Here is a 24,424-nt window from a genome sequence, read left to right on the forward strand (position 1 = left end):
CCTTTTAAAATTAGAAAGGCACCTTTTCAGCACTAAATGACACATAATCTACATCCGCATTCCAACCCCTAACGCCTATATATCCATCTACATCTAGTAATTCATTTCTAACAGATATATATTTTTTCCCTTCTACGTAGACGTCTATGTGGCCTCCGATTTTTTCTACACGTATATTATAATTTCTTCCTTTTTTTACATCAAAACCCAATTTAACCTCTTTGAGCATATTCCACTTATAATTAGACCATCCGACTAAAACAGTATCGTTTTTAGGACTTAGTCCTACATAATAACCTGTGTATTGATCATTCCCAACATTCGCTCTTGTTACATTAAAAACAATACCCGCATTACTATGTTCTTCGTTATTAAACTTCATAGTTGTTTCATATATTCCTGATGATCTATAAACAATAGGATTCTCAAATTTATTTGCTACTAAAGCTATTGGTCCATCGCTACGATTATCTATAGTCATATTAAGAGTTTTCCCTTTGTTCCAGCGCCCTCCATATTTTTTCATTGTATAATGTTTTTCTTCTTCTATATCGAAACTAAAATTATATGCTGCTTCTATATAGCCCTCTACTGTATAAGGATCTAGTGTATATACCTGCCCTACCTTTTCAAGGTTGGTATCATAGGCAATAGCTCCTGAATCACCCTTTGGTCTTACAAGATAATATCCTTCATACTTTCCTTTCTCTACAAGTGCATATCCACTAATAAACCCTAACTCATCTATGTAATTATAGTAGCTATCCTTTTTAACATCATAGGAGAAAAGTCTACCATCTTCATCTAAAAAATAAACCTTTCTATAATCCATAGTGATCTGAACATCACTTACCTTAGATAATTCCATTCTAAAGTTATTTGTTGTTTTAAATTCTTCCCCATACTTTACAATAGGCTCCTTATTGCCTGTATTATTAAACTTCACATAAAGTCCATCATTCTCTATAACTGTTTTATAGCCTTTTCTATAATCATTTTTTGCAACAGTTACTGAACCTGCATACTTTTTATAAACTCTATTGGTAATTGCAACAGCTTGCTCTATTGGCGTAGTACTCTTAGGGTTAAATTTGATGCCATCCCCTCTCATAAGGCCACTTTCATAAACAAAGTCAACACCATTAATGGCCCACGAAGACACATCTGCCTTATCTGTCATAACAAGAATTCCATCACCTTTTTCATACTTTACACCAAGTGCCTTCACTGCATTGAGGATCATCGCGCCCATTTGCTCCCTTGTAATAGGGTTATTAGGTGCAAATTTACCTCCTCCTACACCATTGATTATGCCAAGCTTATAAGCTATTCTTACAGATGGGTCTTTCGTATCAGTAAAGGTAGATGTAGGTGCTGGTATAGGATTGTTCTTCTTTGTTGCTTTGTAAAGATTTACAGCCAATTTTGCAAATTCTTGTCTTGTTATATTTTTTTTGCAATCCTCTAAAAGAGCCGGGTCTAACACAATACCATTTGTTACCGCATCTATTAACTCCTCATATGCCCAAGCGCTCGCATTTCCATAATACCAGCCTTGTGCTTCTTCTTTTGTAATAGCAAAGGAAGTAAAACTACCCATTAAAAGCATAAGTGTAACCATCAAACATAATGTTCTCTTTTTCATAAAATCCTCCTTTTTCAAATTATTTACCATTATATTATATATTTTTAATAGATAATGTAATGTATTCTAAAAACCTAACTCGTTTCTGTATAGCATTGGTTCTATCTTCTCTCCTAACCCTTGATATATTCTCACATGTTCAAGCTGTCCATTAGGATATCTAATATCACATTCTAAACGAACACCAGAAGAACCTTCTATTCCATATCTGCTTCCATATTCAATCTCTATGATCACATCTTTAAAACTTCCATCACCTAATAATGTTATCTGAGGTTTAGGTGGTCCTTCTGGACCTGTGAAAGGGTTTGAAAAAGTTCTTATGGCCGTAAGATTTTCTACTTCTCCTATTATTGTAAAATAGGTTTTAGTCCCTTCTCCACCAGCACAATATTTTTTGCTTGCAAGTTTATTTGCATTTAACCCATCATATCTCCATGGAAAAATTACATTTCTAAACTTATCATAATCAATATATTTGCCATGAACTTCTTCATTTATATAGCCTTTATCACTCCTATCAACTGAAGAGACCTTATCATCGGTATTATCGTTAGATTTAGCAGTATGTTGATCATTTTTATCATTATCTTTATTCTTCTGAGCTTCAATTGCATTTGTTATTTGAGCTACTAAATCTTCTTTAATCTCTTTCCCTAATTTACATACCTGTTCCCCATTATTTTTTACTAGAGTCTTTTGTCCAAGCTCTACAATGATGTAGTCTATATAAGGATCTGTTTTGATTAATGTAAAAGGTTCTTCACTATAATGATTCGTTATAAACTGCAATCTTGAAGTATATACATCATACATATAAACTTGATACATCCCTTTATTACTTGAATCAGTAGTAAAATAAATTTTAGATCCATCTTTTGATTGATCACAGTATGTAACATTAGAAAATATTGGAGCAAATGTTTTATCTGAATTATGATTATGATAACATTCATATTTTTTACCACTTTCAAGTATTTCTACCTTATTGCCTGTATTATTATATTGTATATTTAAATTATTGTTTTCTACATAATCAACATACCCTTGACTTAAATCATCTTTTACAGCAACAGCATTATCCGTATCATTGATTTTTGAAGGTTCATTTTTTATGTTATCAAAATTATTATTTAAATGATCAAATCCACCTGGTAATTCTGTAATGATAAACGCTTCTTTTTCACTATCGAATTTATAATGTTTTCTAATGTCTTGAGTATGCTTATTTTCTTGGGTATTTTCATTATTTATATATAAATTATAATTGTATTCAAATTCTTTATACCCATCAATACAATTAATGGTACTATCTCCCTTCCAAATAACACCATGACTACCTGCACCATAGTTTAAATCAAATTGTGCTACCCCTTTAACTTCGCTTCCATTATAATGACCTATATTCAACATATCAAGATGTTCACTAGAACCACCATGTCTGGTTTTTAACATAACAAATCCGCTATCCAACCATACCTCACTAGCATATCTGCCCGAATGTAAATCACTAGGTAAAATTTTATAATGCCCATTATCTAATGTTACAAATACAATTGGTACAGCGTTAGAACCCTGATCTACTAAAATAGCTTCCTCACTTCCATTACCAGTAACATCTAAAATATAGATTACAACATTACCATCAAATTCATCATAATTTTCATATCTAAATTGATCTTTAACAAATTCGAATAAGGTAGACTGATTATATATATCATCATGAATAGAATTTGAGTTTTCTTCTTTTTCCATCTCAGCTTCAATCTCTTTCTTTAGTTGTTCTTTTAATTTAACTTCTGCTTCCATCTCTGCCTTTACTTCTTCTCTTAGTTCTTCCTCTGTTTTTTGTGATGTAGATGCTTCTTTACTACCTGAACAGCCTACAAAGATATTAGATATTAGTGCTATGACTAATAAAAAAAACGTTACTTTCTTCATAAAATCCCCCTATCACTTTATCTAAAATCTCATTTGAATCAAATCCTTTTAAAATACTAATCATATTCACTAAAGAATCGAATACTTTCAATAATCACATCTTTCCCAATCTCATCTTTACTAAAATATCTCTCACCAGTATTATATGTAAAAGATAGAACATATTGTGTATCTATGCATTTACCTGAACTATTCTTTTCTTTATATATAAACCAATCTGGTAGTTCTTCTTCCTTTGCACTATGCATATTCTTAACATTTTCAAAGTTATTTTCACAATATTTAATGGCATCTAATGCGTGATTTCCTATTTTAATATCATCGTTGTATTGATATTTGTTTGAAAGAATCTCAATGAAAGCAGGATATGCATCACCAGGTAATTTCTCTGGAATATACTCAAAAGTAAATATTATATCAGGATACTTTATTCTAGTATCCAAGTAACCATCCATATCCTCTATTGTATCAATAGTATAGTTATTTCCTAAGTTTTCCACAATCTCATCTTTTGTCATCTTTACAGATAAAAGAATTGGCTCTTCTTTTGGCAATGCTACATTATTTTCTTCTTTTTTCTCTTTTTCCATCTCAGCTATAATCTCTTTTTTTAATTTTTCTTTTAATTTAGCTTCTGCTTCCATCTCTTCCTTTACTTCTTCTCTTAGTTCTTCCTCTGTTTTTTGAGTAGCTGTTTCCTTTGAACAACCAACTACTGCTAACCCAAGTATTAAAATGAGTAATAAACTAATTATTTTTTTCATCTTAACCTCCTAATTTTTCAATTACCTTATTCTATATCTTATTATTTTTTTATAAATTAACTCTCAAATCTTATTCCATCAAATTGAAATTTAGAGTCTTCTCCACTGTAGTCTGGAGGACTAAGTTCTACTTCATCGCCGTTAATCCATAGTTCTTGATCTTTCCATTTAATATTTAACCAGTTATCAATCTCCCCATAAATAACCATCTCTTCACCTGGTACAATTTCTACATAAGATGCTTCTGTTGTTTTATCCTTGTATACTCTTATTTTTTCATTAACTTTTGATGTTATTGGTGTTTTATAAGTATATATGCCTTTTTGAGGTACAAGTTCTATATTACCTGTCTCTCCAATAATATATTTTTTATAATAAATACCCGCTTCCATTATATGTGAATAGGCTTCTACAATAAATTCACCCTTTCCATCTGTAGTTAATTTATCTTCTTCGTCAGCACAATGGTCCGTTATGACTATAGAGCCCAAGCTATAGAAATCTCTTCCATCATATCTGTAAAAATACAAATATCTTACTCCAGGTGTATCGTGTTCACCCAATACAAATTCTACACTATTATCACTCGTATCTATATCAATTATCCCAAATTTGTCCTCAGCCATATCTGCGTAAATATCATTAATCTCATATTTATTCCCATTTATTTTTATATCTGTAATATATTCTATATCTTGGAAATCATTATCATATATTATTTTATCAAGTTGTCCATCTTTATTTAAATCTATAGAGTATTCCGTATTTGCTGCATATTTACGTAATTCATTTTCAGCTATTTCTTCATCAAGCTTTGATTCCTTTTCTTGTTGCACATTATTGTGATCTTGAGCATCATTAGAAACATTTGCACTTTCTTTTTTCTTTGCTTCTGCTTCTAGCTCTGCTCTAATTTCTGCTTTTAACTCTTCTTCTGTTTTTTGAGTAGTTGTTTCCTTTGAACAACCAGATACTGTTAAACCAAGGATCAAAATGAGTAATAAACTAATTATTTTTTTCATATTAACCTCCTAAAATTTTTTTTAATACATCATCACATACAATCCTTAACATCCTCTTTTAGCACTATATAAAATTAGTACTTTTTTCCTATTATGTTAATAATAATATATTTTTGATAAATATTCAATTTATTCAGAATATTTAATAGTTCTTCTCATAAAAACATTGAGTAAAAAATTCTTGAACTACGATAAAGTAAAAAGAGATCTTCAATTGTTTAACAGAAATATAACATCCTTTAGGCATATCTCTATCTATATTGGAATATTTATTAAAGTAAATTTCTATATAAAGAGGGGACCTCCATGAAAAAAAATTCATTTCTATATGGAACTTGCATTCTTATTATTGTAAATTTTATTGTACGGTTTTTAGGTTTTGCTTATAAAATTATACTTTCCCGAATCATTGGGGCAGAAGGAATTGGATTATTTCATTTAGTATTTCCTATATTAATGACCCTAATTACCTTTACCACAGCTGGTATTCCTGTTGCAGTATCCAAGCTTGTAGCCTATAATTTGTCTCTTCATAACAAAAGAGGGTGTAATAAGATTCTAGGATTATCTCTTATTTTAGGTTTACTGGTTAGTAGTCTTTTATCTATCTTTTTATTTTTTTATGCAAAATATATCAGCATAAATATCATAAGAAATAAAGATACCTATTTTAGCCTCATAGCCTTAACTCCTGCTATTCCTTTAATTACATTATCTTCAATCTTTAGAGGCTATTATTATGGTATTAAAGATGTAGGACCACCTGGAACATCTCAAATTTTAGAGCAAATTTTTAGAATTGTATTTGTAATTGGAAGTTTGTATATGGTCTCTCCCTTACCTACAAAATATGCTTCCATGATTGCAGTGATGGGCATTTCCGTAGGAGAGTTAATAGGACTTTTGTGGCTTCTTTTTAAATTCAAAATTCTTGAAGCACTTCATTTAAGACGAACTTATCATGTTTTAAAAACGAAAAGTAAAGCCATTTTGAAGAAAATCATCATCATTTCCATCCCTATTACCATTACAAGACTCGTTGCTGTAATCATGCAATCCATCAATGCTGTATTAATCCCTCAGAAACTACAATTAGCAGGTTTCACACCACAAGAAGCCATAGCTACCTTTGGAAAGCTTGCAGGAATGGCCATGCCTATCCTCTTTCTACCCTTCATTGTGACTTCTGCATTAGTTGTAAATATTATACCGACTGTATCACAAGAAATGGCCTTAAAAAACTGGAAAGATATCCGCCAAAAATCAAACCTTGCAATTCGCATCACCTTGCTTGTTGCCATACCCACAACAGCATTATTTCTCTTTTTTGCAAATCCAATATGTATGTTTATCTACAATCAACCAGATGTAGGAACATTTCTTTCATTATTAGCCTTTTCAACTGCGTTTTTATGTCTTCATCACACAGTATCTGGCATACTTCATGGAATGGGTAAACAAGTAATCACTACCATTCATCATCTCATAGGTATGAGTATTCAGGTTCTATGTACTTATTATTTAGTTGCTAATCCAATGTTTGCTGAGAAAGGATTTATATTGGGGTTTTTATTATCTACTTTTTTAATATGCATTCTTAATCTTAAAAGTCTAAACCATTATGTGAATTTAAATATAAAATTAATAGATCATATAATAAAACCTCTCATAGCAACCGTCTTCATGGTTTTTGTTGTTATTTACGTCTATAAACTATGTATATATATAAATTTACAATCAATCATTAGTATTTCCTTTAGCATAAGTACTGGTTTTTTAAGTTATATAGCTATTATTATTCTATCTGGCAGTATCAGCTTTGAAACAATAAAATATATTTTTACAAAAAAATAAAAAAGTCTTTCATTGAAAGACTTTATTTTTTGCCCAGAATGCCGTCCACCCTTAAATTCACACCCGCCACTCACCTAAGTGGGTGATCTATCCTTTACTTCTGAATTCCACTCATTGATGGCTTTTCATCTATAAAGGAACACGAACTCCCGGATGTCTTTTGTAGGTTGAATTTTCAGGCTTTAACGCACACCCCAGGATCAACTGTAAATATATTATACCTTATTATGTTGCAAATGAAAAGGCTTGACAACCTTCGATTCATGTGTTTATACGAATTTATGATGCTTTTTATTGATTATATGCAGTAATTTCTTACTTATAAAGTTTGGACTGTTTTATTAGTTGATCAATGTCTTCCTCATTTAATGTCTCTTTTTTGAGCAATTCTTTTGCAAGGATTGATAACTGTTCAATATGAGTATAAACCATATTTTTTGTTTGCTGATATAAATCTTCCATCACTCTTCTGGCTTCTTTAATAATTTCAGCATCAATTCCCGCTCCTCTTATTCCTTGAAGAACATCATAATTTAACAAACCAACCTTCTTATTCATTCCAAATTTTTTAATCATAGATACAATAATTTCTGTGGCTTTTTCTATATCATTACTTGCACCAGTTGTAATATTTTCTTCACCAAAAATAATTTCTTCTGCTACTCTACCAGCTAATGCAATTTTTATATTATCAATCATATCTTTTTTCGTTCTATACATTCTATCTGGTGGTATGTTCATGCTAAATCCACCAGCACCTTTTGTGCTTGGGATAATGGTAACTTTCGTTACCTTATTAAGAGGAGCAATTAATTTAGTCATTAGAGCATGTCCTGCCTCATGGTATGCCGTAATCTCTCGATCTTTCTCTGAAATTGTACTTCTGTCTTTCTTCTCTTCCCCTGCTATTACCGTATAGAACGCTTTATCTATATGTGCTTTATCTATATATTCTGCACTTTCCTTCGCAGCCAAAATAGCTGATTCATTCATTAAGTTTTCAAGTTGTGCCCCACTAAAGTACACTGTCTCATGGGCTATTCTCTCTAAGTCTATATTTTTTCCTAAAGGCTTTGTTTTACCATAAAGCTTTAAAATTTTATGTCTTGCATTTACATCAGGTAGGCCCACTTCAATTTGTCTGTCAAATCTACCTGGACGAAGAAGTGCTTCATCAAGAGTATCTAGCCTATTGGTTGCTGCAATAACAATAATTCCTTCATTTTCATGAAAACCTGACATTTCAGTAAGTAGTGCATTTAATGTTCTATCTGTCTCATCATTTCCATTGAGTCCATCTCTTTTCTTTCCTAGTGCATCAATTTCATCAATGAAAATCACACATTTTCCCTTTTCTCTTGCTTTTTTAAATAAGCTTCTTATTCTTCCTGCACCTAATCCTGCATAGATTTGTACAAAATCAGAACCGGATACAGCAAAAAATGGAACATTTGCTTCTCCCGCCAATGCTTTTGCAAGAAGTGTTTTTCCTGTTCCTGGAGGTCCATAAAGAATTACCCCTCTAGGAATTCTTGCTCCATATTTTGCATACTTTTCTGGATTTCGTAAAAAGTCTACTAAATCCATTATATTTTCCTTTGCTTCATGATTTCCTGCCACATTTGCAAAAGTTACTTTTATATCTCCTTGATCCACAGCTTCCATATTGGACATTTTAGAAAATTCTCTTGATGTTTGTTTAGAAGACTGTCTAGACAAAAATATACCCATCGCTCCAAATGCTATAATAAATCCAATGAAACTGATAATATTTGTCAACATGAGATTTCCTTTATTTTCTTCTACCCCAACATTATTGATTAAAAGAATTTCTTTAAAATTTTCTGTTCTCGGATGATCTGTTGCAAAACTCATTCCATTTTTTAAGATTCCTTTTAATTTAGGATCATCTACAAGATAAACTGTTTTTACTTGTCCTGCTTTCATTTTTTCTATAAATTGATTATAAGATAAATTTATAGTTTCTTCTTTATCATACAACTTAAAATAAACTAAACTTGAAAGCAACCCTAATATTAAAACAATCATAACAATGATTATGTTTTTTTTCTTTAATCCCATAATAATACCCCCTTTAAATTGTTATGTACATAGCGGGGGGTGGTTTACATAATATATTATAGCATATTTTGATCATAAACTAAACCCATTGATCTTATTATTTATATTACAATTTTTCATTATTTTTACATAATCAGGATCATCCTTATAGCAGGCAATTTTCATTATACAAAAAGAAAAGCCATTTTTATTGGCTTTTATGGTTTCTTATAGTATTCTTCAATGTCTCTATATATGAATTTACTAGCCTATAATTATTTGATAGATCATGTGTTTCTTCTAAAGTATTCACATCTTCAAGGGTATAAGAAGCATCTTTATTATTCGAAAGATTTCTTTCTTTTATATCGATCCCCTCCTTTTACTACTATTTTACGCATAACAAAGAATTTTCATACTTTTCCTTATACTATAAAAGATCATATTCTCTATAAATAAAAAATCATTTTTTCATAGTTACCATGACTTTCTATTTCTTTTTCAAATCCTAATTTTCTCCAAAACTTTATTGCTCTAGGCTTTGTAGCTGATAAACGTATTGTTTTAACTCCCTCTAACGCTTTTACTCTTTTCAAAAATTTTTTCCAAATCTTTGTGCCTATTCCTAACCCAGTGGGATCTACCCTGATATAAAAAACTTTTAGTAAATTTATATTTCTAATCCCCTCTATTTTTTGAGCTAATCCTTCATCTTTTTCATGTTCACATCCGAAAGTAAAAACCAATCCTTTTTCTGTATTACTTACATATACAGTATACGCCTCTTGATCCATATTCTTTATGGTTCGAAGCATTGGATTAAACCCTATAATTTTTTCAAAATCATTATTTAAATACTCACATAAAAACTTTAGTATCATTTCATTTTCTGTAGGTTCTTTCAATACCGAATTTTTTTCTATCCCCTTCTGACTATATATTATCCCCCCATAGATTTATCCCCCCATTCTCATCTCTTAATTACCTCTATTATACCATTTTTGAATGAATTTTCAGAATGTTTGTTTTTCAATAAAAAAAGAGCGCTCTTCTGCACTCTTAAAAATTTCATATATCTATTCTATACTGCTATCTTCCGATTCTATCATCTCTGAATAAATAAACCTATCAATAATAATCTCTTCTATATCAGGATTATTCTTTTTAAGTACTCCATAAACAAAACCAAATAAATCCTCTGATAAATGCTTATAATTTTTGTTAATATTCATAATCACATGAATCATTGGCTCACAGATATTTTCAAAGAATTTTTCTTTCATTTCTTCATTTGGAAGTTCTGTTTCTATGTATCCTCTCCATAAGGGTTGTTCCATCATCATTTTTTTATTGTTTTCTGGAGATATATAATGAATATACACATCACAAATACCCTCTTCCTTTTTCGTATTACTAAAAATCCATGCTTGAGAAGTATCTGTAATAAACTGTGCATTCATATTTACAGATATTCCTTTCATACTCGTAATATTTTGCTTAGAAATATTTAAAAATTTTAACATTCCTTTCTCCTCCTTATCGTTCTTGAAAACTTCTTACATTTTTTATCATGATATTGATAGTTCCATCTCCATTTTTATAGATTTCAAATTTCATTCGATCTTCAAAATCTTCATATTCCCCTTTGATCTCCATCCCTGTATCTGTTTTCATAACTCTTTTTTTCATTTTCTTCTCAACCCAAGACTTATCAATTTCAAAAGCTTCAAGTTTCAATCCTTCATTGTCCATATGACTTATAAAATTATCTTGTGCTTCTACATCATTGCCAAAAACATTTTGACTAAACTTTTCTACATCTACTTCTGCACAGTTTTTAAAAGAAGATATAATTTCTTCTCGCACCTCTTGGGCTTTATCAATATCTTCCTTTAAATTTTTTCTTGTCCACTTCTCTGCAGCTCTTTTAAATAGCTTTGTCTTATCCCTATTATCCACTAACACTTGGCAGTTTAAAAAATCCTGAACAAAGAATTGCGCAATTTCACCATCTTCATCTTTTCCATATACTTGCTTATCTAAAACAATCATATCATATTCATCATCTTCATCTATTTTTTTGATAAAAGCACATTTTTGAAGTCTTTGACCAAGTCCTGGAAGACCAATGCTTTGAGGAATAATAGATACTTTTAATTGGTCATCAACAAATTCAATATTATGGATAAAAGATTTTTTATAATCTAATTTTAATACACCAATATAATCTTGATCCCCTGCTGTATATAAGCATATTACTAGATCTGACGAAGAAATGTTGTTATTTTTCTTCATGGCTTTAAATAATTGTTCTGCAATAGCCTTTGAAGATTCTACAAAAGTTTCTTCATTTTGAAATATATTGTTACTTGCATCTTTTACAACACTTAATCCTCCACGAAATTTCCCTTTTCTATTTTCTTCATCCTGTAAAGATTTGATAATATGTTTTTCTAAAAATTCATGAATATCTTCATTGATTTCCTGTTCAAAATCTGTAAGTATAGGAGCATCTCCATTTCTATCTAATACATGAATAATTGCCTTTTTTATCATGACAGCATCTGTATTTCTCATAATTTCTCTCCTCTGGTTATAATAATAAGCATCAACTTTTATTATACTATAGTTGCCTTTACCTTGAAAGATATAATCATTTTAACCAATCTGGTTTTTCTCTTATAATAGGACGAATACCGTGCTTTTTATTATATTCTTTTAATATTTTTTCTCGTACTGAAGGCTTCCCTATATTTTCTATTAATTCTTTAGGAATCTCATCACTAAAAGGACAGTTTGCAAGACAAATACCACAATCTGTTCCTAATGCCCTCCATCTTCTATAACATTCTTCCGATTGAATCTGCCAACGTTTCGTCCCTTCTATCTCTTTTTTTTCTCCAGAAGGGATTGCTTTTCCAGGACAAGTTCTTACACATCTATTACATACAGAACAAAATTCTTCTAAACCAAATTCATCCCTTTCATCACAAATGAGGGGTAAATCTGTGGTCACTACACCTAACCTTACTCTAGATCCAAACTCTTTTGTAACTAAAAGACCACTTCGTCCAATATCACCCAGTCCCGCATCTCTTGCCACAAGAGGAAGCACCGTTAGATAATTTCCATCCATATGATTTCTTGCATCATATCCTAACTCACGAATATAATAAGATAAAACCATTCCAATAATAGCTGCTTGTATATATCCTTTTGTAACCGCTACAGACTCAGCAATCTGTGGTGCTCGAAAGATCATTTCTTTCTCCATCTCAACAGCAAAAACAATTCCATATTTGTGGTAATTCTCTATTTTTTGTCCATAATCTTTTGTTTCTCTTCCTCTATGAGAATAATAATGATATTCTTTCATTTCAGTAATGCCTACTAGTTGAGCATTATAATACTTAGAAAGGCTCTTTAATTTTTTTGTCATCGTTACTGGATCAATTTCATCTACTTTCTTATTATTAATTTCTCCTTCTGATAATTTTTTTATATCTCCTAAGAATCTAAAACAAGCATCCATAATAGGAGAATTAATAGGGTCATAAGTAGCTGTTCCTTCTCCACCTATATTAGGCATATCCCTTAATACATCATCTATTTCTTTTTTATTAGGGTTTCTTTCATAATAATCCCTATATTCTTTTGTTCCTTTTTTATAATTCATCCGAGAAAACATGACGTCTCTTTCGTCAATTCTTTTCATTCTTTTTCCCTCCAATTTTTCTTTATCTTGATCTCACAGCCCCCATGATTCTTTGTATAAGAAATAATCTATATTATTACAAATTTCTTTATTTTGCGATATAATATTCGTAGTAATCAATGTAATTTTAAGGAGGCTTCTATGGAAAACTCGTCAGTAATGCAATTATATGATAAAATTTCTATCAAATTATTAGATCTTAAATGGTTAGAAAAATTATCATTAGATAGAGTATTCATCAAAAAACACCTTACAGACTCTTCTTTTTTAGAAAATCTAAAGAGTATATTAAATGATCAGAACTATAGCTGTAGTGCTGTTTTAAATTTATGTAAAAATATACTTAACGAATTATCAAAAAATCATATTCCTAAAGATTGGCTTTTTTATATCTATCAATTTACCCTACAAAAGTCCTTTCCTCATGCAGTAGAAATCACCCTTAAAAAGGAGCTTGATTCTTCATGCTATTTATATTTAGAAATTTTAAGAATCATGTCAGAGTTTCAAAAATTTGCAAATGATGCTACTTTGCAAAGCCAATACCCTTTGATTTTTTTGACAGAAGAAGAAATCAATGATCTTGAAGATTCTGCAGAATATAAACAATTCTTAACTGCATTTCAAGATAATTATGTTTATGAAATGATGAAATTAAATCATGAAGTAGCAGGGTACAATACCATTGATCATATATGTGGTGTACATTATCTAGCCCTTTTTATTGCACGTCAACTAAAATTACGCGGTCTCCCTATAGATTTAGGAAGAGTCTCTGGTGCTACAGCAGGCCATGATATTGGTAAATATGGTTGCACTAAGGATGAACAACATAGAGTGCCTTACCTTCATTATTATTATACAGATTTATGGTTCTCAAACCAACAGATTGTTTATATTCGTCATATTGCCCTAAATCATTCTGTATGGGATTTAGAACTGGAAAATCTATCACTAGAATCTCTTATATTAATTTATGCTGATTTCCGTGTTAAAAACCACCTCGACGACACAGGGAAATTCTCTATGCACATATTTAGTCTTTCAGAAAGTTTCAAAGTCATCTTAGAAAAGCTTGACAATGTTAATGTAGAAAAAGAAAAAAGATATCGCCGTGTATATGCAAAATTGAAAGATTTTGAGGATTACATGCTTTATTTGGGTATAAATGTAAATGCAGTTCCTGAGCTAGTAGTCTCTCCAATTGAAAATAAAGAAAAAAAAGCTCATTATGCTTTGATGAAGGGAAAAGAAATTATTGATCATGTAAAATACCTTTCCATTAATCATAATATCAACCTTATGTATTTACTTCGTAACGAATACGCTCTTGATGCTATATTACAATTAGCACGCAGTGAAAAAAACTGGACAAATCTTCGTGAATATCTACGAATTTTCGAAGAATATTCTACTTATTTAACACAAAAACAAAAGCTCATTACTTTAAACTTTTTATATGAAAATTTACTTCATCCAGAAGATGATATAAGAAAACACTGTGCAGAACTCATTGGTGCTTTAATTGCTATGTTTGATGAAGTTTATCGAAAGGAAGTTCCAGAAAATGTAACTTTGGTTTCTCCAGATATAACCAGTCTTGAATTATTAGAAAAATATTTAAAGCTTTTTATTTTTCCTGGCCATAAAATCATTCCAAAGCATCGCAAATGGATTGGTTATAGTCTTAGTACTATGGTTGCCTCTTTATTTAAGCACAGCAAAAAAAAGCATAGTAATATATTTCTTCCACAAGCAGATGCTTATACCAACCTGCTTTTAACCTATTATCCTAAAGTACCTTACGAAAATCAGGATATTTCTTTTTATCTTCTTGAAGCATTAAAATATATTCCAATGATTCATGATTCTATACGATTTACAAATTTTTTTGAATTCCTTTTTAAAATGCTAAAAGATAAAAATGAGTCTTTGAGAATTGCTGCTTTAGAAACCACTTATAAATTAATCTCTCATATTTGTAGCAATCATGAATTAATAGATAAACTTTCGTCAATCCTTACTAATGAGCCATTTTTATCAGACTGTACAACAGAAAATTTCTTAAAGATAAAAATTGCAAGCAGTTTAAATAGGCCCTTACTTATGCAATATGCCTCTTCCTTCGAAATAGATAAAAGTAAAATAACTTCCATGTTTCTAAGTAACTTAAAGACTGCTACAGAACATATTATCAAAAAAGTTCAAATAGAAGTATTATTAGAACAAGCCCTTAGCAATCCTAAAAATCATGGGCTCCAAACAGCCCTTCATTTTTGTAATCTGCTAAAAATCAGTGCATCTGATGGAATCAAAACTCGTGCTGGTGGAGCTATTTTAGAAATCGCCCATTATTTATCCTTTGAACAAAGAAACGAAGTAGCAGTTGAGCTATTAAGCGCCCTTGAATTAGATGGATATCAGTTTACAGAGTACATTCCTCCATTTTTAGGTCAATTGATCTTAATGCTTCAGCCAGTAGAATTAGATGAATTGATTGATGATTTAATTGAAAAAATCAAACAATCTAGTGCAATTCTTAGCTCATTGCTTTTAAAAACCCTTGGTATTGCTATTGCCAATTATCCAAAATATGCACTCCTCTTTCATGAGGATGAAGAAGCTTTTAAGAATCGCCTTATGAAAATGCTTGGTATTTTGTTAAATGGTCTTGTACATTATAATTCTAGAGTAAAACAAGTAGCTTTTTCTGTTATTGGTAAAGAAATATTTGGATCAAACTACCTAAGCTTTTCTGAAAAGAATAACATTTTTCAATTGATTGCTAAAAAAATTCTTACCTTGTTAACAAATAACAAAGAAGAAACATTATTGTTTTTAGGCAATGCAGCAGCGCTACATCATATATATAGGTTTATTTCTGACTATATATTCTTTAAGGGAGATTATGATCTTCCAGTACCTGAAAAAATCGCATTTTTCCCAGGTACTTTCGATCCATTTTCTTTAAGTCATAAACAAATTGCAAAATCCGTAAGAAATCTTGGATTTGAGGTATATCTTGCTATTGATGAATTTTCATGGTCAAAACAAACACTGCCTCATTTACTTCGTAAAAATATTGTTAATATGTCTATTGCAGACGAACTAAATATTTATCTATATCCAGAAGATTTCCCTACCAATATTGGAAATCACAAGGATCTAGAAGAGTTAAAAAAGAATTTTCCTTATTCTGAAATACATGTTGTTGTGGGAAGTGATGTAATCTTAAATGCTACAAGCTACCAAAAACCAAAGGAGATAGGTTCTATCCATACTTTCCCCCACATTATATTTGAAAGAAATGGTTCTTTCCCTATTAAAAAGGATACCCTTTCCCTTACTTCAGCTATGAAAAAAATTGAAGGGAAAGTTAGCATTTTATCCCTTCCATCACAATATGATGAAATTAGTTCTATTCAACTACGTAGCTATATAGATGACAATCGGGATATTTCAAGTATTGTTGATCCTCTAGCACAAAAATATATTTATGAAAATGGTTTTTATCGCAGAGAACCTCAATACAAAACCCTTATACAAGGTATGTCTATAAAAATTGATTTTGTTCGTCATGTAAACCTAGATCTAATTAACCAATTATCTGCTACCTTTTATAAGGGTGAAGGCTTACATGAAAAATTTATTCAATTTTTCAAAAAGCCTTCTTCTAAATTGTTAATCATAAGAGATATGAATAATCATGGAAAAATCATAGGATTTTCTGCTCATCATCGAGTAAGACTAAACAATCTATTCCACGATTTAGAGGACAGTAGTGTTTCTGAATATATTCGAAAACATTCTCAAGGAAGAATTGTCATCATCGATGGTATCTTTGCACTTCCTTCAAAAGAAAAAGAAAGAATCGAACAAATTTTACTTACAGAAACATTATCCTTTTGCTTATCTAAGGATTATGAATATGCCGTATTTCATAATATGTTAAAGGAGTATCCCTCTTTTTCCTTAGAAAAAATATTGAAAATACAAGGTTTCCAAAAGCTTTCTTTTAGCCGTGAGAAAAATCCTGTTTTTGTTGTAAATATGAGTTCTCCTTGTACATTAAATCTAGATATGGAAACAATTATTAAAGAGCCATTTAAAAGCAATGAAAAAGTACTAGAAATCATCCTTAAGTCAAGAAGAAAGCTTCAAAAAACTATTACAAAGCTCTACCCTGGAAATCTTATTTTATCCTTTGATAGAGATGTACTTTATGAAACCCTTGTGAAAAAAATTTGTGAAGAAAACAATGTACCAATGCTCCCCCTAACACCTCGTAAGTTAGGGCCTAATATGTGTGTACCCTTTGGTACAATACTCAATAGAACCATTATTCCAAACACAGTGAGCAAATCTTTACACACCGAAAAACTGTTTTTACCTCATATGAAGGATTTTTTAATAGGACCGTTTCCACATTATACAGATCTTAAAACACAAATTAAAATGCTTCGTTCTTTTGATAGACCCATTATTCTAGTAGATGATATTCTTCATAAAGGCTACCGTAATAATGTAATTCATCCACTCCTTCATAAAGCAGATATTCAAGTTAAAAAGACAATTGTAGGAATCCTCTCAGCCAGAGGAAAAGAGTTAATGGACAGACAAGGAAGGCAAGTAGATAGTGCTTACTATATTCCAAAATTGAAAGCATGGTTTAATGAGAATGCCATGTATCCATTTTTTGGAGGAGATACGGTATGGCGTGGTCGTACTCCTCAACGAAACTTAGTACCATCAATAAATTTAATACTTCCATACACTTCTCCTACATTTATTAAGGATGCTCCAAAAAATTCACAGTATGAACTTTCAAAAATTTGTATCCAAAATGCAATAGATATTTCTACAGTTATTGAAAATGAATACCACAATCTCCATGAAAGAAAATTAACGCTCGCATCCTTAGGGGAAGTATTTATATCTCCACGCTGTCCCGACCATGGTAAAAATATGCAGTATGATTTAAACTTTGGACCCTCTCATTATTTACAAAATGATTTAGAACAGCTGAGTCGTCTTGAAAAAATTATACTAAATGAATAAGGAGGAAGCTTATGTTTTATTATGAATTAGAAAACAAAATATTCATCTCTCAAAAACAATATAAAACAATGAAAGAAGTCTCTGAAAACAAAGCAAAAGCAAGACAAGGAACTATTTATTTACTCCATGAAAAAAATCCTGAAATTTCTCGTAGAAGTTTTTCCGTAAAAGATCCATCCCTTGTATTTTTAGAAAGAGAGGGGATTGATCTTTTACAAAAATCAGAAATAAAAAAAACATTACCTGACTGGTTCATCTCCCGAATCCATGAAGGAAACGTTCAAGCAATTAACACAGCTTATCCAACTTGGAAAGATGCTTTAAATTATACTTTACCTAACAACTGGAAAATCCACATTGCTGGTATGGGAGATGTAGGAGGAACTCTTGTAACAGGTCTTCGTTTATTGGGAGGGGATAAAATTTCAGAAATCGGTATTTACGATAAAAATGAAAATCACACAAAACGTTGGGAACTAGAAATCAATCAAATTCTTTCCCCTTGTCCTGAAAAAAAACATCCTAAAATATGTATTCTCTCTGAAGATAAAATTTTTGATTGTGATTTATTTATCTTCTGTATTTCTGTAGGCGTTCCACCTATTGGAAAAGAAAAAAAAGATGTTCGAATTGCCCAATTTGAAGGAAACAAGAAAATCGTAAAAGCTTATGCAAAAATGGCTCGAGAACAGAATTTTAAAGGAATTTTTGCAGTTGTTTCAGACCCAGTAGATTTATTATGTAAAACAGCTTTTTTAGAAAGCAATAAAAATGATGATCATCATTATGACTTTAAAGGATTAGCTGCTGATCAAATAAGGGGGTATGGTCTTGGTGTCATGAATGCTCGTGCTGCTTATTATGCAAATAAAGATCCTTTGTTAAAACATTACTTAAAAGAAGGAAGAGCCTTTGGCCCTCATGGAGAAGGACTTATTATTGCTGATAGCATTCAAAACTATAATGAAGAATTGTCTAAACAACTTACAGAAAAAGCTAAAACTGCAAATTTAAAGGTTCGATCTACTGGATTTAAACCCTATATTGCACCAGCTATATCTTCTGGAAGTCTGTCCATCCTTGCCACAATCATGGGAGATTGGCATTATAGTGCAACTTTCATGGGAGGTGTATTTATGGGTGCTAAAAATAGAAATACTCCTACGGGAATAGAAGTAGAAAAGTTAGATTTACCAAGCAGTCTAGTAAATGAATTAGAAAACACCTATAACCTTTTAAGGAGCTTCCTATGAAGCTACATGTGATTATTCCCGGGGAAATATCTACTGAACTTTCTAAGATCCTTAAAGCTTCAATAAGCCATATTAACACCGTCATCATAAAAACACCTGATGACCTCCCTAATTTAAAAAACAAAAAAATACTCTTTATTGTGGAGCTTAATGAATTAGGTCACAATCATTCTTTTTTTGAAATGCTTTTAAATCTATATCACAAAGGAGGCGATGCCCTTTTAGGTGCATCTGCTGCAATGATCATTCACAGCCCTAATGAACTACATACAAAAAGCACAGCACGAAACATTATATTCTTAGCCAATCAATTAGGGTGTCGTTTTATGGGACACCCCATGATTGAAGTAACAGGAAATTTTAATAACTTTAAAACATGGCAAAAAACTTATAACTTATCCTTAGAAGCAATTTGTCATAAACTATGTAAAAGGTTAGTTGATCGATTAATCACTGATCATCCTATATTCATTCATAAGCCTAAAATTTTAGCATTGCATTCTAGTTCCTATAAAACATCTAACACCCTTATGCTTTGGAGTATGGTAAAAAAACACCTTGCCTCTTACGAGGTTAAAGAACTTCATGTTGAAAATGGCACAGTGAAAGACTGCATGGGTTGTTCTTTTAAAACTTGTTTACATTATAGTAAACAAAGTAGCTGTTTTTATGGAGGTTTTATGGTGGAAGAAGTATTACCTTCCATCGAAGAAGCAGATGGAATTATATGGCTATGTCCAAATTACAATGACGCTGTATCTGCAAATCTTATGGCAGTTATTAATCGATTAACGTCTCTTTATAGAAAAACACCGCTTTATAATAAATCACTTTTTTCAGTGATTGTGTCTGGAAATTCTGGTAGTGATTCCGTTGCTAAGCAACTCATTGATGCTTTAAATATCAATAAGGGTTTTAGACTTCCACCCTATTTCACTTTGATGGCTACAGCAAATGATCCTAAAACGGTACAATACCTACCAGAAATTGAAGAAAAGGCAAAAACTTTCTCTCAAAATGTTTTACGTGAAATCAAAGGATAACAAAGACTGCCACAAAATGGCAGTCTTCTTTAGATTCCCCAGAAATTCTTGATAATTTCCTTTGATGGTTTTTTTGTACTTACACTTACAATGACAAATGCTATCAGAGATAATATGAGTGGCATTCCAATGGTATGCATTCCTAATGGTCTTGGCCATACCTTACTAAATAAAACATAAGTTCCTACACCTGTAACGATCGAAGCAAAAGCCCCTGGTGCATTTGCCCGCTTCCAGTATAAACCTAATATGATTGGCCAAAGAAAAGTTGAAATCAATCCTGCATTAGCATAAAGATTCAACCAAACCATAATAGGCGGCGGATTAAATGCAGTCATAAATACTAAAACTCCAACAATAAGGGTGCTTGCAAAACTAATTTTGGCAGTTTTTCTTCCATCCTTTTTAATACTAGGATTCATATAATTTGCATATAAGTCGTTTACAATAGCCCCTACTACAATCAACAGTTGCGAATCTACTGTTGACATGACAGCCGCTAATGGTCCTGCTAAAATAACTCCTGCAATCCATGCTGGAAATAATTTTGTTGTTATAGTTGGAATCACTAAATCTCCTGATTCAATTCCAGGAACTACAACAATCCCAAAGGCACCTATTAAATGCATTCCTAATATTAACACGATAGAAACAACTGTCCCATAAATAATACCTTGCTTTAAACTCTTACTATCTTTATAACTCATAGCACGCATTCCTACACTAGGTAGTCCTACAACAGCAAAGCCTACTAAAATCCAAAAGGATGTAACCCAAGCCTTTGTAGCAAATCCTTCTTTAATACTGTATGGCGTAATGAGTCCTGGATTGATCTCATACATCTTTTGAATAATATTAGATACGCCGCCTCCAGCATGGATGGTTGCTATGAACAGGGCTATGGTACCAATAGTCATAATTACCCCTTGTAGTGTATCCGTTAGCGCAACTGCACGAAAGCCTCCTATTGTGGTATAAATTAAAACGGTTATTGCAAAAAATATAAGGGCTACCTTATAAGGAATACCTACTGAACCTTCAATCAATCTAGCTGCACCAATCCACTGAGCTCCCATTGCTGCAATAAAAAATGCGATAATAGATAGAGAACACAGAATCACTAATGCATCATTTTTATATCGTTCTCTAATAAAGTCTGTAATCGTTACTGCATTAATTTTTCTAGCAACAATAGCAAATTTTTTTCCTAAAACTGCAAGGGTAAAATAACCCGTAGGCATTTGGGTCATAGCTAAAAAAACCCAAGCCATTCCAAAAGTATAAGCAGCTCCAGGACCCCCTATAAAACTTCCTGCACTTAAATATGTAGTGACTAATGTCATAGCCAACACAAATCCTCCAAGATCTCTTCCACCTGCTAAATATTCTGATAAAAAACCATTATGGCCTTCATCCTTTTGAGCACTACTTACAAATCGCATACTATAAAAACCTATTAAAAATACACCTAAAAAATAAAGTATTAATGGCACCAAAACGTTCCAATGAATATTTGTCATCTACAAGCTCACCTCTTCTATATATTATCCTCATCCTCTAAATCTATTTTGTCTAGTGGCATATCTTTAAAAAATTTACTTACCATAATAATTGCTAAACTTGAAAAAAGTACTGCTCCCACAATACAACTCATAAAAAACCACATAGGAAGACCCATTATATAAGTATAATCTTCTGGTGCTTTTGAGCCTAAACCATATCCAAAAACATACCACCATATCAAATTTAAAATCCCTAAACCGATACCCATTAAAGCTTCTTTATTACATTGTTTATATCTAGGATCTTCTATAAATCCTTCTTTTTTATGATCATCCATGATTCAACCTCCTTTTTTAGTCACAATTTTCATCATTTTAAAACATAATCATCTATTCTTTTGACCCTAATCCCTTTATATAATATAAGGGCTACAGATTCCTGTCAAATACTTTTTAAACAACCTTCTCATATAGACTAGTATTGCTGTTTTTTGAAATTTTTACTTCAGAATATACGAAAAATTTAGTTGAAAAAAACACCTATGGTTGAGTTCATAGGTGTTATGTCTATTAAATTTCAAATTTTGAAATTACTTGTTGAAGTTCTTGTGCAAGTTGTGTCAAACCTTCACTAGAGTTTGCTATTTCTTCCATTGACGCACTTTGTTCTTCTGTTACAGCAGAAGTTTGCTCTGTACCTGCCGCATTTTCCTCTGCAATAGCTGATAAATTTTGCATAATAGCAATGATTTCTTCTTTTTTCTTTTCCATTTCTTTTCCAGAAATATTCAGTTTTTCAATTACTTCCTTTGTTCTGTTTATGGCCTTCCCAATTTGATTATATTTTTCCTTTGTAATTTCAACTTTTTCTACCTGTTTATTGGTGATTTGTGTTACCTTTTCCATTATTTCAACAGAAGCCTTCGCATTCATCTGCAATTCTTTTACCACTTCATCTATTTCTTTTGTTGATGCAGTAGATTGTTCTGCTAATTTACGAATTTCTTCTGCTACTACTGCAAATCCCTTTCCTGCCTCTCCAGCTCTAGCAGCCTCAATGGCTGCATTCAATGCTAATAAATTGGTTTGTTCTGCTATAGATGTAATCACATTACTTGCATAGCCTATTTGTGCTGAACTTTCATTTGTTTTTAAAATTCCTTCATAAATTTCTTTTGTAGCACATTCACTTTCATCTGTTTTTTCTGCTAAATCCTTAATGATTTCTTGTCCTTCATGAATCAATCCCATCACTCTTTCTGATGATGTATTTAATTCCATCAGATAATATTGATCTTTTTCTATTATTTTTCCTAACTCTATTGTTTTAAAAGAACCTTCTTCTGTATTTTTTGCTTGTTCTGTTGCCCCTTGAGCAATCTCGTCAACTGTTCTTGCTACTTCTTCTGTAGCTTTTGCAGATTGCTCTGAAATAGCTGTTAATTCTTCAGAAGATGATGCTACATGTTCTGAAGATTCTATTATATTGTAGATCAATTCTCTCATATTGTTAGTCATATAGTGAAATGCTTTTGCTAATTTTCCAACTTCATCATTCTTAGCTAAAAATGCTTCTGGTACTTCCCTTGTTAAATCTCTACTAGCAATTACCTGGGCATGCTCTGTAGCTAAAATAATTGGCATTGCAATAGCTTTTCCTATGAAGTATGCAACAATCACTCCTATTAATAAGAATACCCCTATTGCCCATAAAAATTTCATCTTCATATCTTGAAGCATTCCTAAACTTTCTTTTGTAGAAGATGTAACAGCCAACGACCACGTTGTTCCTTTTATAGGCGTATATCCCATAAGTTTATGGGCTCCTAAGAAATCATACTCTCCTACACCTTTTTTCCCTGCAATCATTTCTTGTGTTAATCCTACTAGCCCCTTTGAATTTTTATCATTTTCTATTAAGTTATATTCTTTTAATACAAAATCTCTATTTTTATGTCCTATAATAGTTCCTTTTTCATCTATTATATATGCATATCCTGTTTTTTCGTAAATAACAGCTTCAACCATTTCACTTAAAACATTGGCGTCCATTATTGCTACAAGTACACCTGTAATCTGCTTATTATCTTTTATAGGAACAGCAAAGGCCATAATCAAGGAACCATCTTCTTTACTAACAATTGGTTTTGTTACTACTCGCTCTCCTTTAATAGCCTTTTGAAAATACACTCGATCTTTTAAATCATATTTCTTACCATTTGTCGCTATTGCATAACCATTCTTATCTACTACATCCATAATCAAATATTCACTTCTCTTTATTTCTTCTTGAAGTGCTAAAACTTTATCATCTATTGGATTATTTTTATCTCTAATACGCGTTCTTCCTGCAATAATTTCCAATTGCTTAAATTCACTGTCTATTCTAGTTTCAACAACTCTTGTTACTTCATTGGTTATTTGAGGCAAAGTTTCTTTTACATTATTCACAATTGAATTACTAGAATAAATATAGGCAATAATTCCTAATCCCCCGCTTACAAATAAGAGTAAAATTGAAAAATAAATAATCAATTTTGTTTTTATACTCTTCACAAATCCACTC

The 24,424-nt window shown here is 31.4% G+C and carries 16 protein-coding genes and 1 other RNA gene; 4 read left to right on the top strand and 13 right to left on the bottom strand.

Translation table 11 applies throughout. The features are described 5' to 3' along the window. Positions 1 to 10 precede the first annotated feature (10 nt). The 4 genes from K7H06_RS10130 to K7H06_RS10145 form a co-directional block, all read right to left on the bottom strand. Positions 11 to 1,645: an S-layer homology domain-containing protein gene (locus tag K7H06_RS10130; RefSeq protein WP_223039746.1), complete on the bottom strand. Its 1,635-nt coding sequence runs from the start codon at positions 1,643 to 1,645 to the stop codon at positions 11 to 13. 66 nt (positions 1,646 to 1,711) lie between these two features. Then, positions 1,712 to 3,586 carry a hypothetical protein gene (locus K7H06_RS10135; RefSeq protein WP_223039747.1) on the bottom strand — a complete coding sequence of 625 codons (1,875 nt, stop codon included), beginning with the start codon at positions 3,584 to 3,586 and terminating at the stop codon, positions 1,712 to 1,714. A 56-nt stretch (positions 3,587 to 3,642) separates the two neighbouring features. Beyond that, on the bottom strand, positions 3,643 to 4,350 hold the full coding sequence (locus tag K7H06_RS10140) for a hypothetical protein (protein WP_223039748.1): 708 nt from the start codon (positions 4,348 to 4,350) through the stop codon (positions 3,643 to 3,645). Between the two features lie 56 nt (positions 4,351 to 4,406). Further along, on the bottom strand, positions 4,407 to 5,372 hold the full coding sequence (locus K7H06_RS10145; protein WP_223039749.1) for a hypothetical protein: 966 nt from the start codon (positions 5,370 to 5,372) through the stop codon (positions 4,407 to 4,409). A gap of 306 nt (positions 5,373 to 5,678) precedes the next feature. Between K7H06_RS10145 and spoVB the strand changes: the two genes are divergently transcribed. Continuing rightward, entirely contained in the window at positions 5,679 to 7,226 is a 1,548-nt protein-coding gene (spoVB, locus tag K7H06_RS10150) for a stage V sporulation protein B (RefSeq protein WP_223039750.1), read from the top strand. Positions 7,227 to 7,252: 26 nt separating this feature from the next. Here spoVB and ssrS read toward each other — a convergent pair. The 6 genes from ssrS to K7H06_RS10180 form a co-directional block, all read right to left on the bottom strand. Then, positions 7,253 to 7,430, bottom strand: a non-coding RNA gene (ssrS, locus tag K7H06_RS10155) — 6S RNA. Between the two features lie 111 nt (positions 7,431 to 7,541). Continuing rightward, a complete protein-coding gene (locus tag K7H06_RS10160; RefSeq protein WP_223039751.1) occupies positions 7,542 to 9,308 on the bottom strand; it encodes an ATP-dependent metallopeptidase FtsH/Yme1/Tma family protein in 1,767 nt (588 codons plus the stop codon). 428 nt (positions 9,309 to 9,736) lie between these two features. Next, a complete protein-coding gene (locus K7H06_RS10165; protein ID WP_223039752.1) occupies positions 9,737 to 10,192 on the bottom strand; it encodes a GNAT family N-acetyltransferase in 456 nt (151 codons plus the stop codon). Positions 10,193 to 10,363: 171 nt separating this feature from the next. Further along, the gene (locus K7H06_RS10170; protein WP_223039753.1) at positions 10,364 to 10,810 is read right to left on the bottom strand and encodes a hypothetical protein; all 447 of its coding nucleotides are present in this window, start codon (positions 10,808 to 10,810) and stop codon (positions 10,364 to 10,366) included. Positions 10,811 to 10,823: 13 nt separating this feature from the next. Continuing rightward, positions 10,824 to 11,864, bottom strand: coding sequence for a nucleoid-associated protein (locus tag K7H06_RS10175; RefSeq protein ID WP_223039754.1), 1,041 nt, complete (start codon positions 11,862 to 11,864; stop codon positions 10,824 to 10,826). 76 nt (positions 11,865 to 11,940) lie between these two features. Further along, positions 11,941 to 13,002: a 4Fe-4S dicluster domain-containing protein gene (locus tag K7H06_RS10180; RefSeq protein WP_223039755.1), complete on the bottom strand. Its 1,062-nt coding sequence runs from the start codon at positions 13,000 to 13,002 to the stop codon at positions 11,941 to 11,943. A gap of 141 nt (positions 13,003 to 13,143) precedes the next feature. Here K7H06_RS10180 and K7H06_RS10185 point away from each other — a divergent pair, with 141 nt between their 5' ends. Genes K7H06_RS10185 through K7H06_RS10195 form a run of 3 tightly spaced genes read left to right on the top strand, consistent with a single transcriptional unit; the run spans position 13,144 to position 20,356 of the window. Beyond that, positions 13,144 to 18,060: a nucleotidyl transferase family protein gene (locus K7H06_RS10185; RefSeq protein ID WP_223039756.1), complete on the top strand. Its 4,917-nt coding sequence runs from the start codon at positions 13,144 to 13,146 to the stop codon at positions 18,058 to 18,060. An 11-nt stretch (positions 18,061 to 18,071) separates the two neighbouring features. Next, entirely contained in the window at positions 18,072 to 19,313 is a 1,242-nt protein-coding gene (locus K7H06_RS10190; RefSeq protein ID WP_223039757.1) for a lactate/malate family dehydrogenase, read from the top strand. Beyond that, on the top strand, positions 19,310 to 20,356 hold the full coding sequence (locus K7H06_RS10195; protein WP_223039758.1) for a flavodoxin family protein: 1,047 nt from the start codon (positions 19,310 to 19,312) through the stop codon (positions 20,354 to 20,356). Before K7H06_RS10190 ends, K7H06_RS10195 begins: the two co-directional genes overlap by 4 nt. A 29-nt stretch (positions 20,357 to 20,385) precedes the next feature. On the opposite strand, the gene panF is transcribed toward K7H06_RS10195, so the two are convergent. The 3 genes from panF to K7H06_RS10210 all read right to left on the bottom strand — a co-directional run bounded on the left by panF (position 20,386) and on the right by K7H06_RS10210 (position 24,414). Next, positions 20,386 to 21,876 carry a sodium/pantothenate symporter gene (gene panF / locus K7H06_RS10200; protein WP_223039759.1) on the bottom strand — a complete coding sequence of 497 codons (1,491 nt, stop codon included), beginning with the start codon at positions 21,874 to 21,876 and terminating at the stop codon, positions 20,386 to 20,388. A gap of 17 nt (positions 21,877 to 21,893) precedes the next feature. Further along, complete coding sequence (locus K7H06_RS10205) at positions 21,894 to 22,196, bottom strand: YhdT family protein (RefSeq protein WP_223039760.1); 303 nt, start codon at positions 22,194 to 22,196, stop codon at positions 21,894 to 21,896. A 232-nt stretch (positions 22,197 to 22,428) separates the two neighbouring features. Continuing rightward, positions 22,429 to 24,414: a methyl-accepting chemotaxis protein gene (locus tag K7H06_RS10210; protein ID WP_223039761.1), complete on the bottom strand. Its 1,986-nt coding sequence runs from the start codon at positions 24,412 to 24,414 to the stop codon at positions 22,429 to 22,431. Positions 24,415 to 24,424: the final 10 nt, after the last annotated feature.

Origin of the sequence: Crassaminicella profunda, assembly GCF_019884785.1 — a bacterium.
Taxonomy (GTDB): Bacteria; Bacillota; Clostridia; order Peptostreptococcales; family Thermotaleaceae; genus Crassaminicella; species Crassaminicella profunda.

Bases quoted from the DNA above. Each gene is read 5' to 3' on its own strand.
- K7H06_RS10130 (WP_223039746.1), bottom strand. From the start codon at position 1,645: ATGAAAAAGAGAACATTATGTTTGATGGTTACACTTATGCTTTTAATG.
- K7H06_RS10135 (WP_223039747.1), bottom strand. From the start codon at position 3,586: ATGAAGAAAGTAACGTTTTTTTTATTAGTCATAGCACTAATATCTAAT.
- K7H06_RS10140 (WP_223039748.1), bottom strand. From the start codon at position 4,350: ATGAAAAAAATAATTAGTTTATTACTCATTTTAATACTTGGGTTAGCA.
- K7H06_RS10145 (WP_223039749.1), bottom strand. From the start codon at position 5,372: ATGAAAAAAATAATTAGTTTATTACTCATTTTGATCCTTGGTTTAACA.
- spoVB (WP_223039750.1), top strand. From the start codon at position 5,679: ATGAAAAAAAATTCATTTCTATATGGAACTTGCATTCTTATTATTGTA.
- K7H06_RS10160 (WP_223039751.1), bottom strand. From the start codon at position 9,308: ATGGGATTAAAGAAAAAAAACATAATCATTGTTATGATTGTTTTAATA.
- K7H06_RS10170 (WP_223039753.1), bottom strand. From the start codon at position 10,810: ATGTTAAAATTTTTAAATATTTCTAAGCAAAATATTACGAGTATGAAA.
- K7H06_RS10175 (WP_223039754.1), bottom strand. From the start codon at position 11,864: ATGAGAAATACAGATGCTGTCATGATAAAAAAGGCAATTATTCATGTA.
- K7H06_RS10180 (WP_223039755.1), bottom strand. From the start codon at position 13,002: ATGAAAAGAATTGACGAAAGAGACGTCATGTTTTCTCGGATGAATTAT.
- K7H06_RS10185 (WP_223039756.1), top strand. From the start codon at position 13,144: ATGGAAAACTCGTCAGTAATGCAATTATATGATAAAATTTCTATCAAA.
- K7H06_RS10190 (WP_223039757.1), top strand. From the start codon at position 18,072: ATGTTTTATTATGAATTAGAAAACAAAATATTCATCTCTCAAAAACAA.
- K7H06_RS10195 (WP_223039758.1), top strand. From the start codon at position 19,310: ATGAAGCTACATGTGATTATTCCCGGGGAAATATCTACTGAACTTTCT.
- panF (WP_223039759.1), bottom strand. From the start codon at position 21,876: ATGACAAATATTCATTGGAACGTTTTGGTGCCATTAATACTTTATTTT.
- K7H06_RS10205 (WP_223039760.1), bottom strand. From the start codon at position 22,196: ATGGATGATCATAAAAAAGAAGGATTTATAGAAGATCCTAGATATAAA.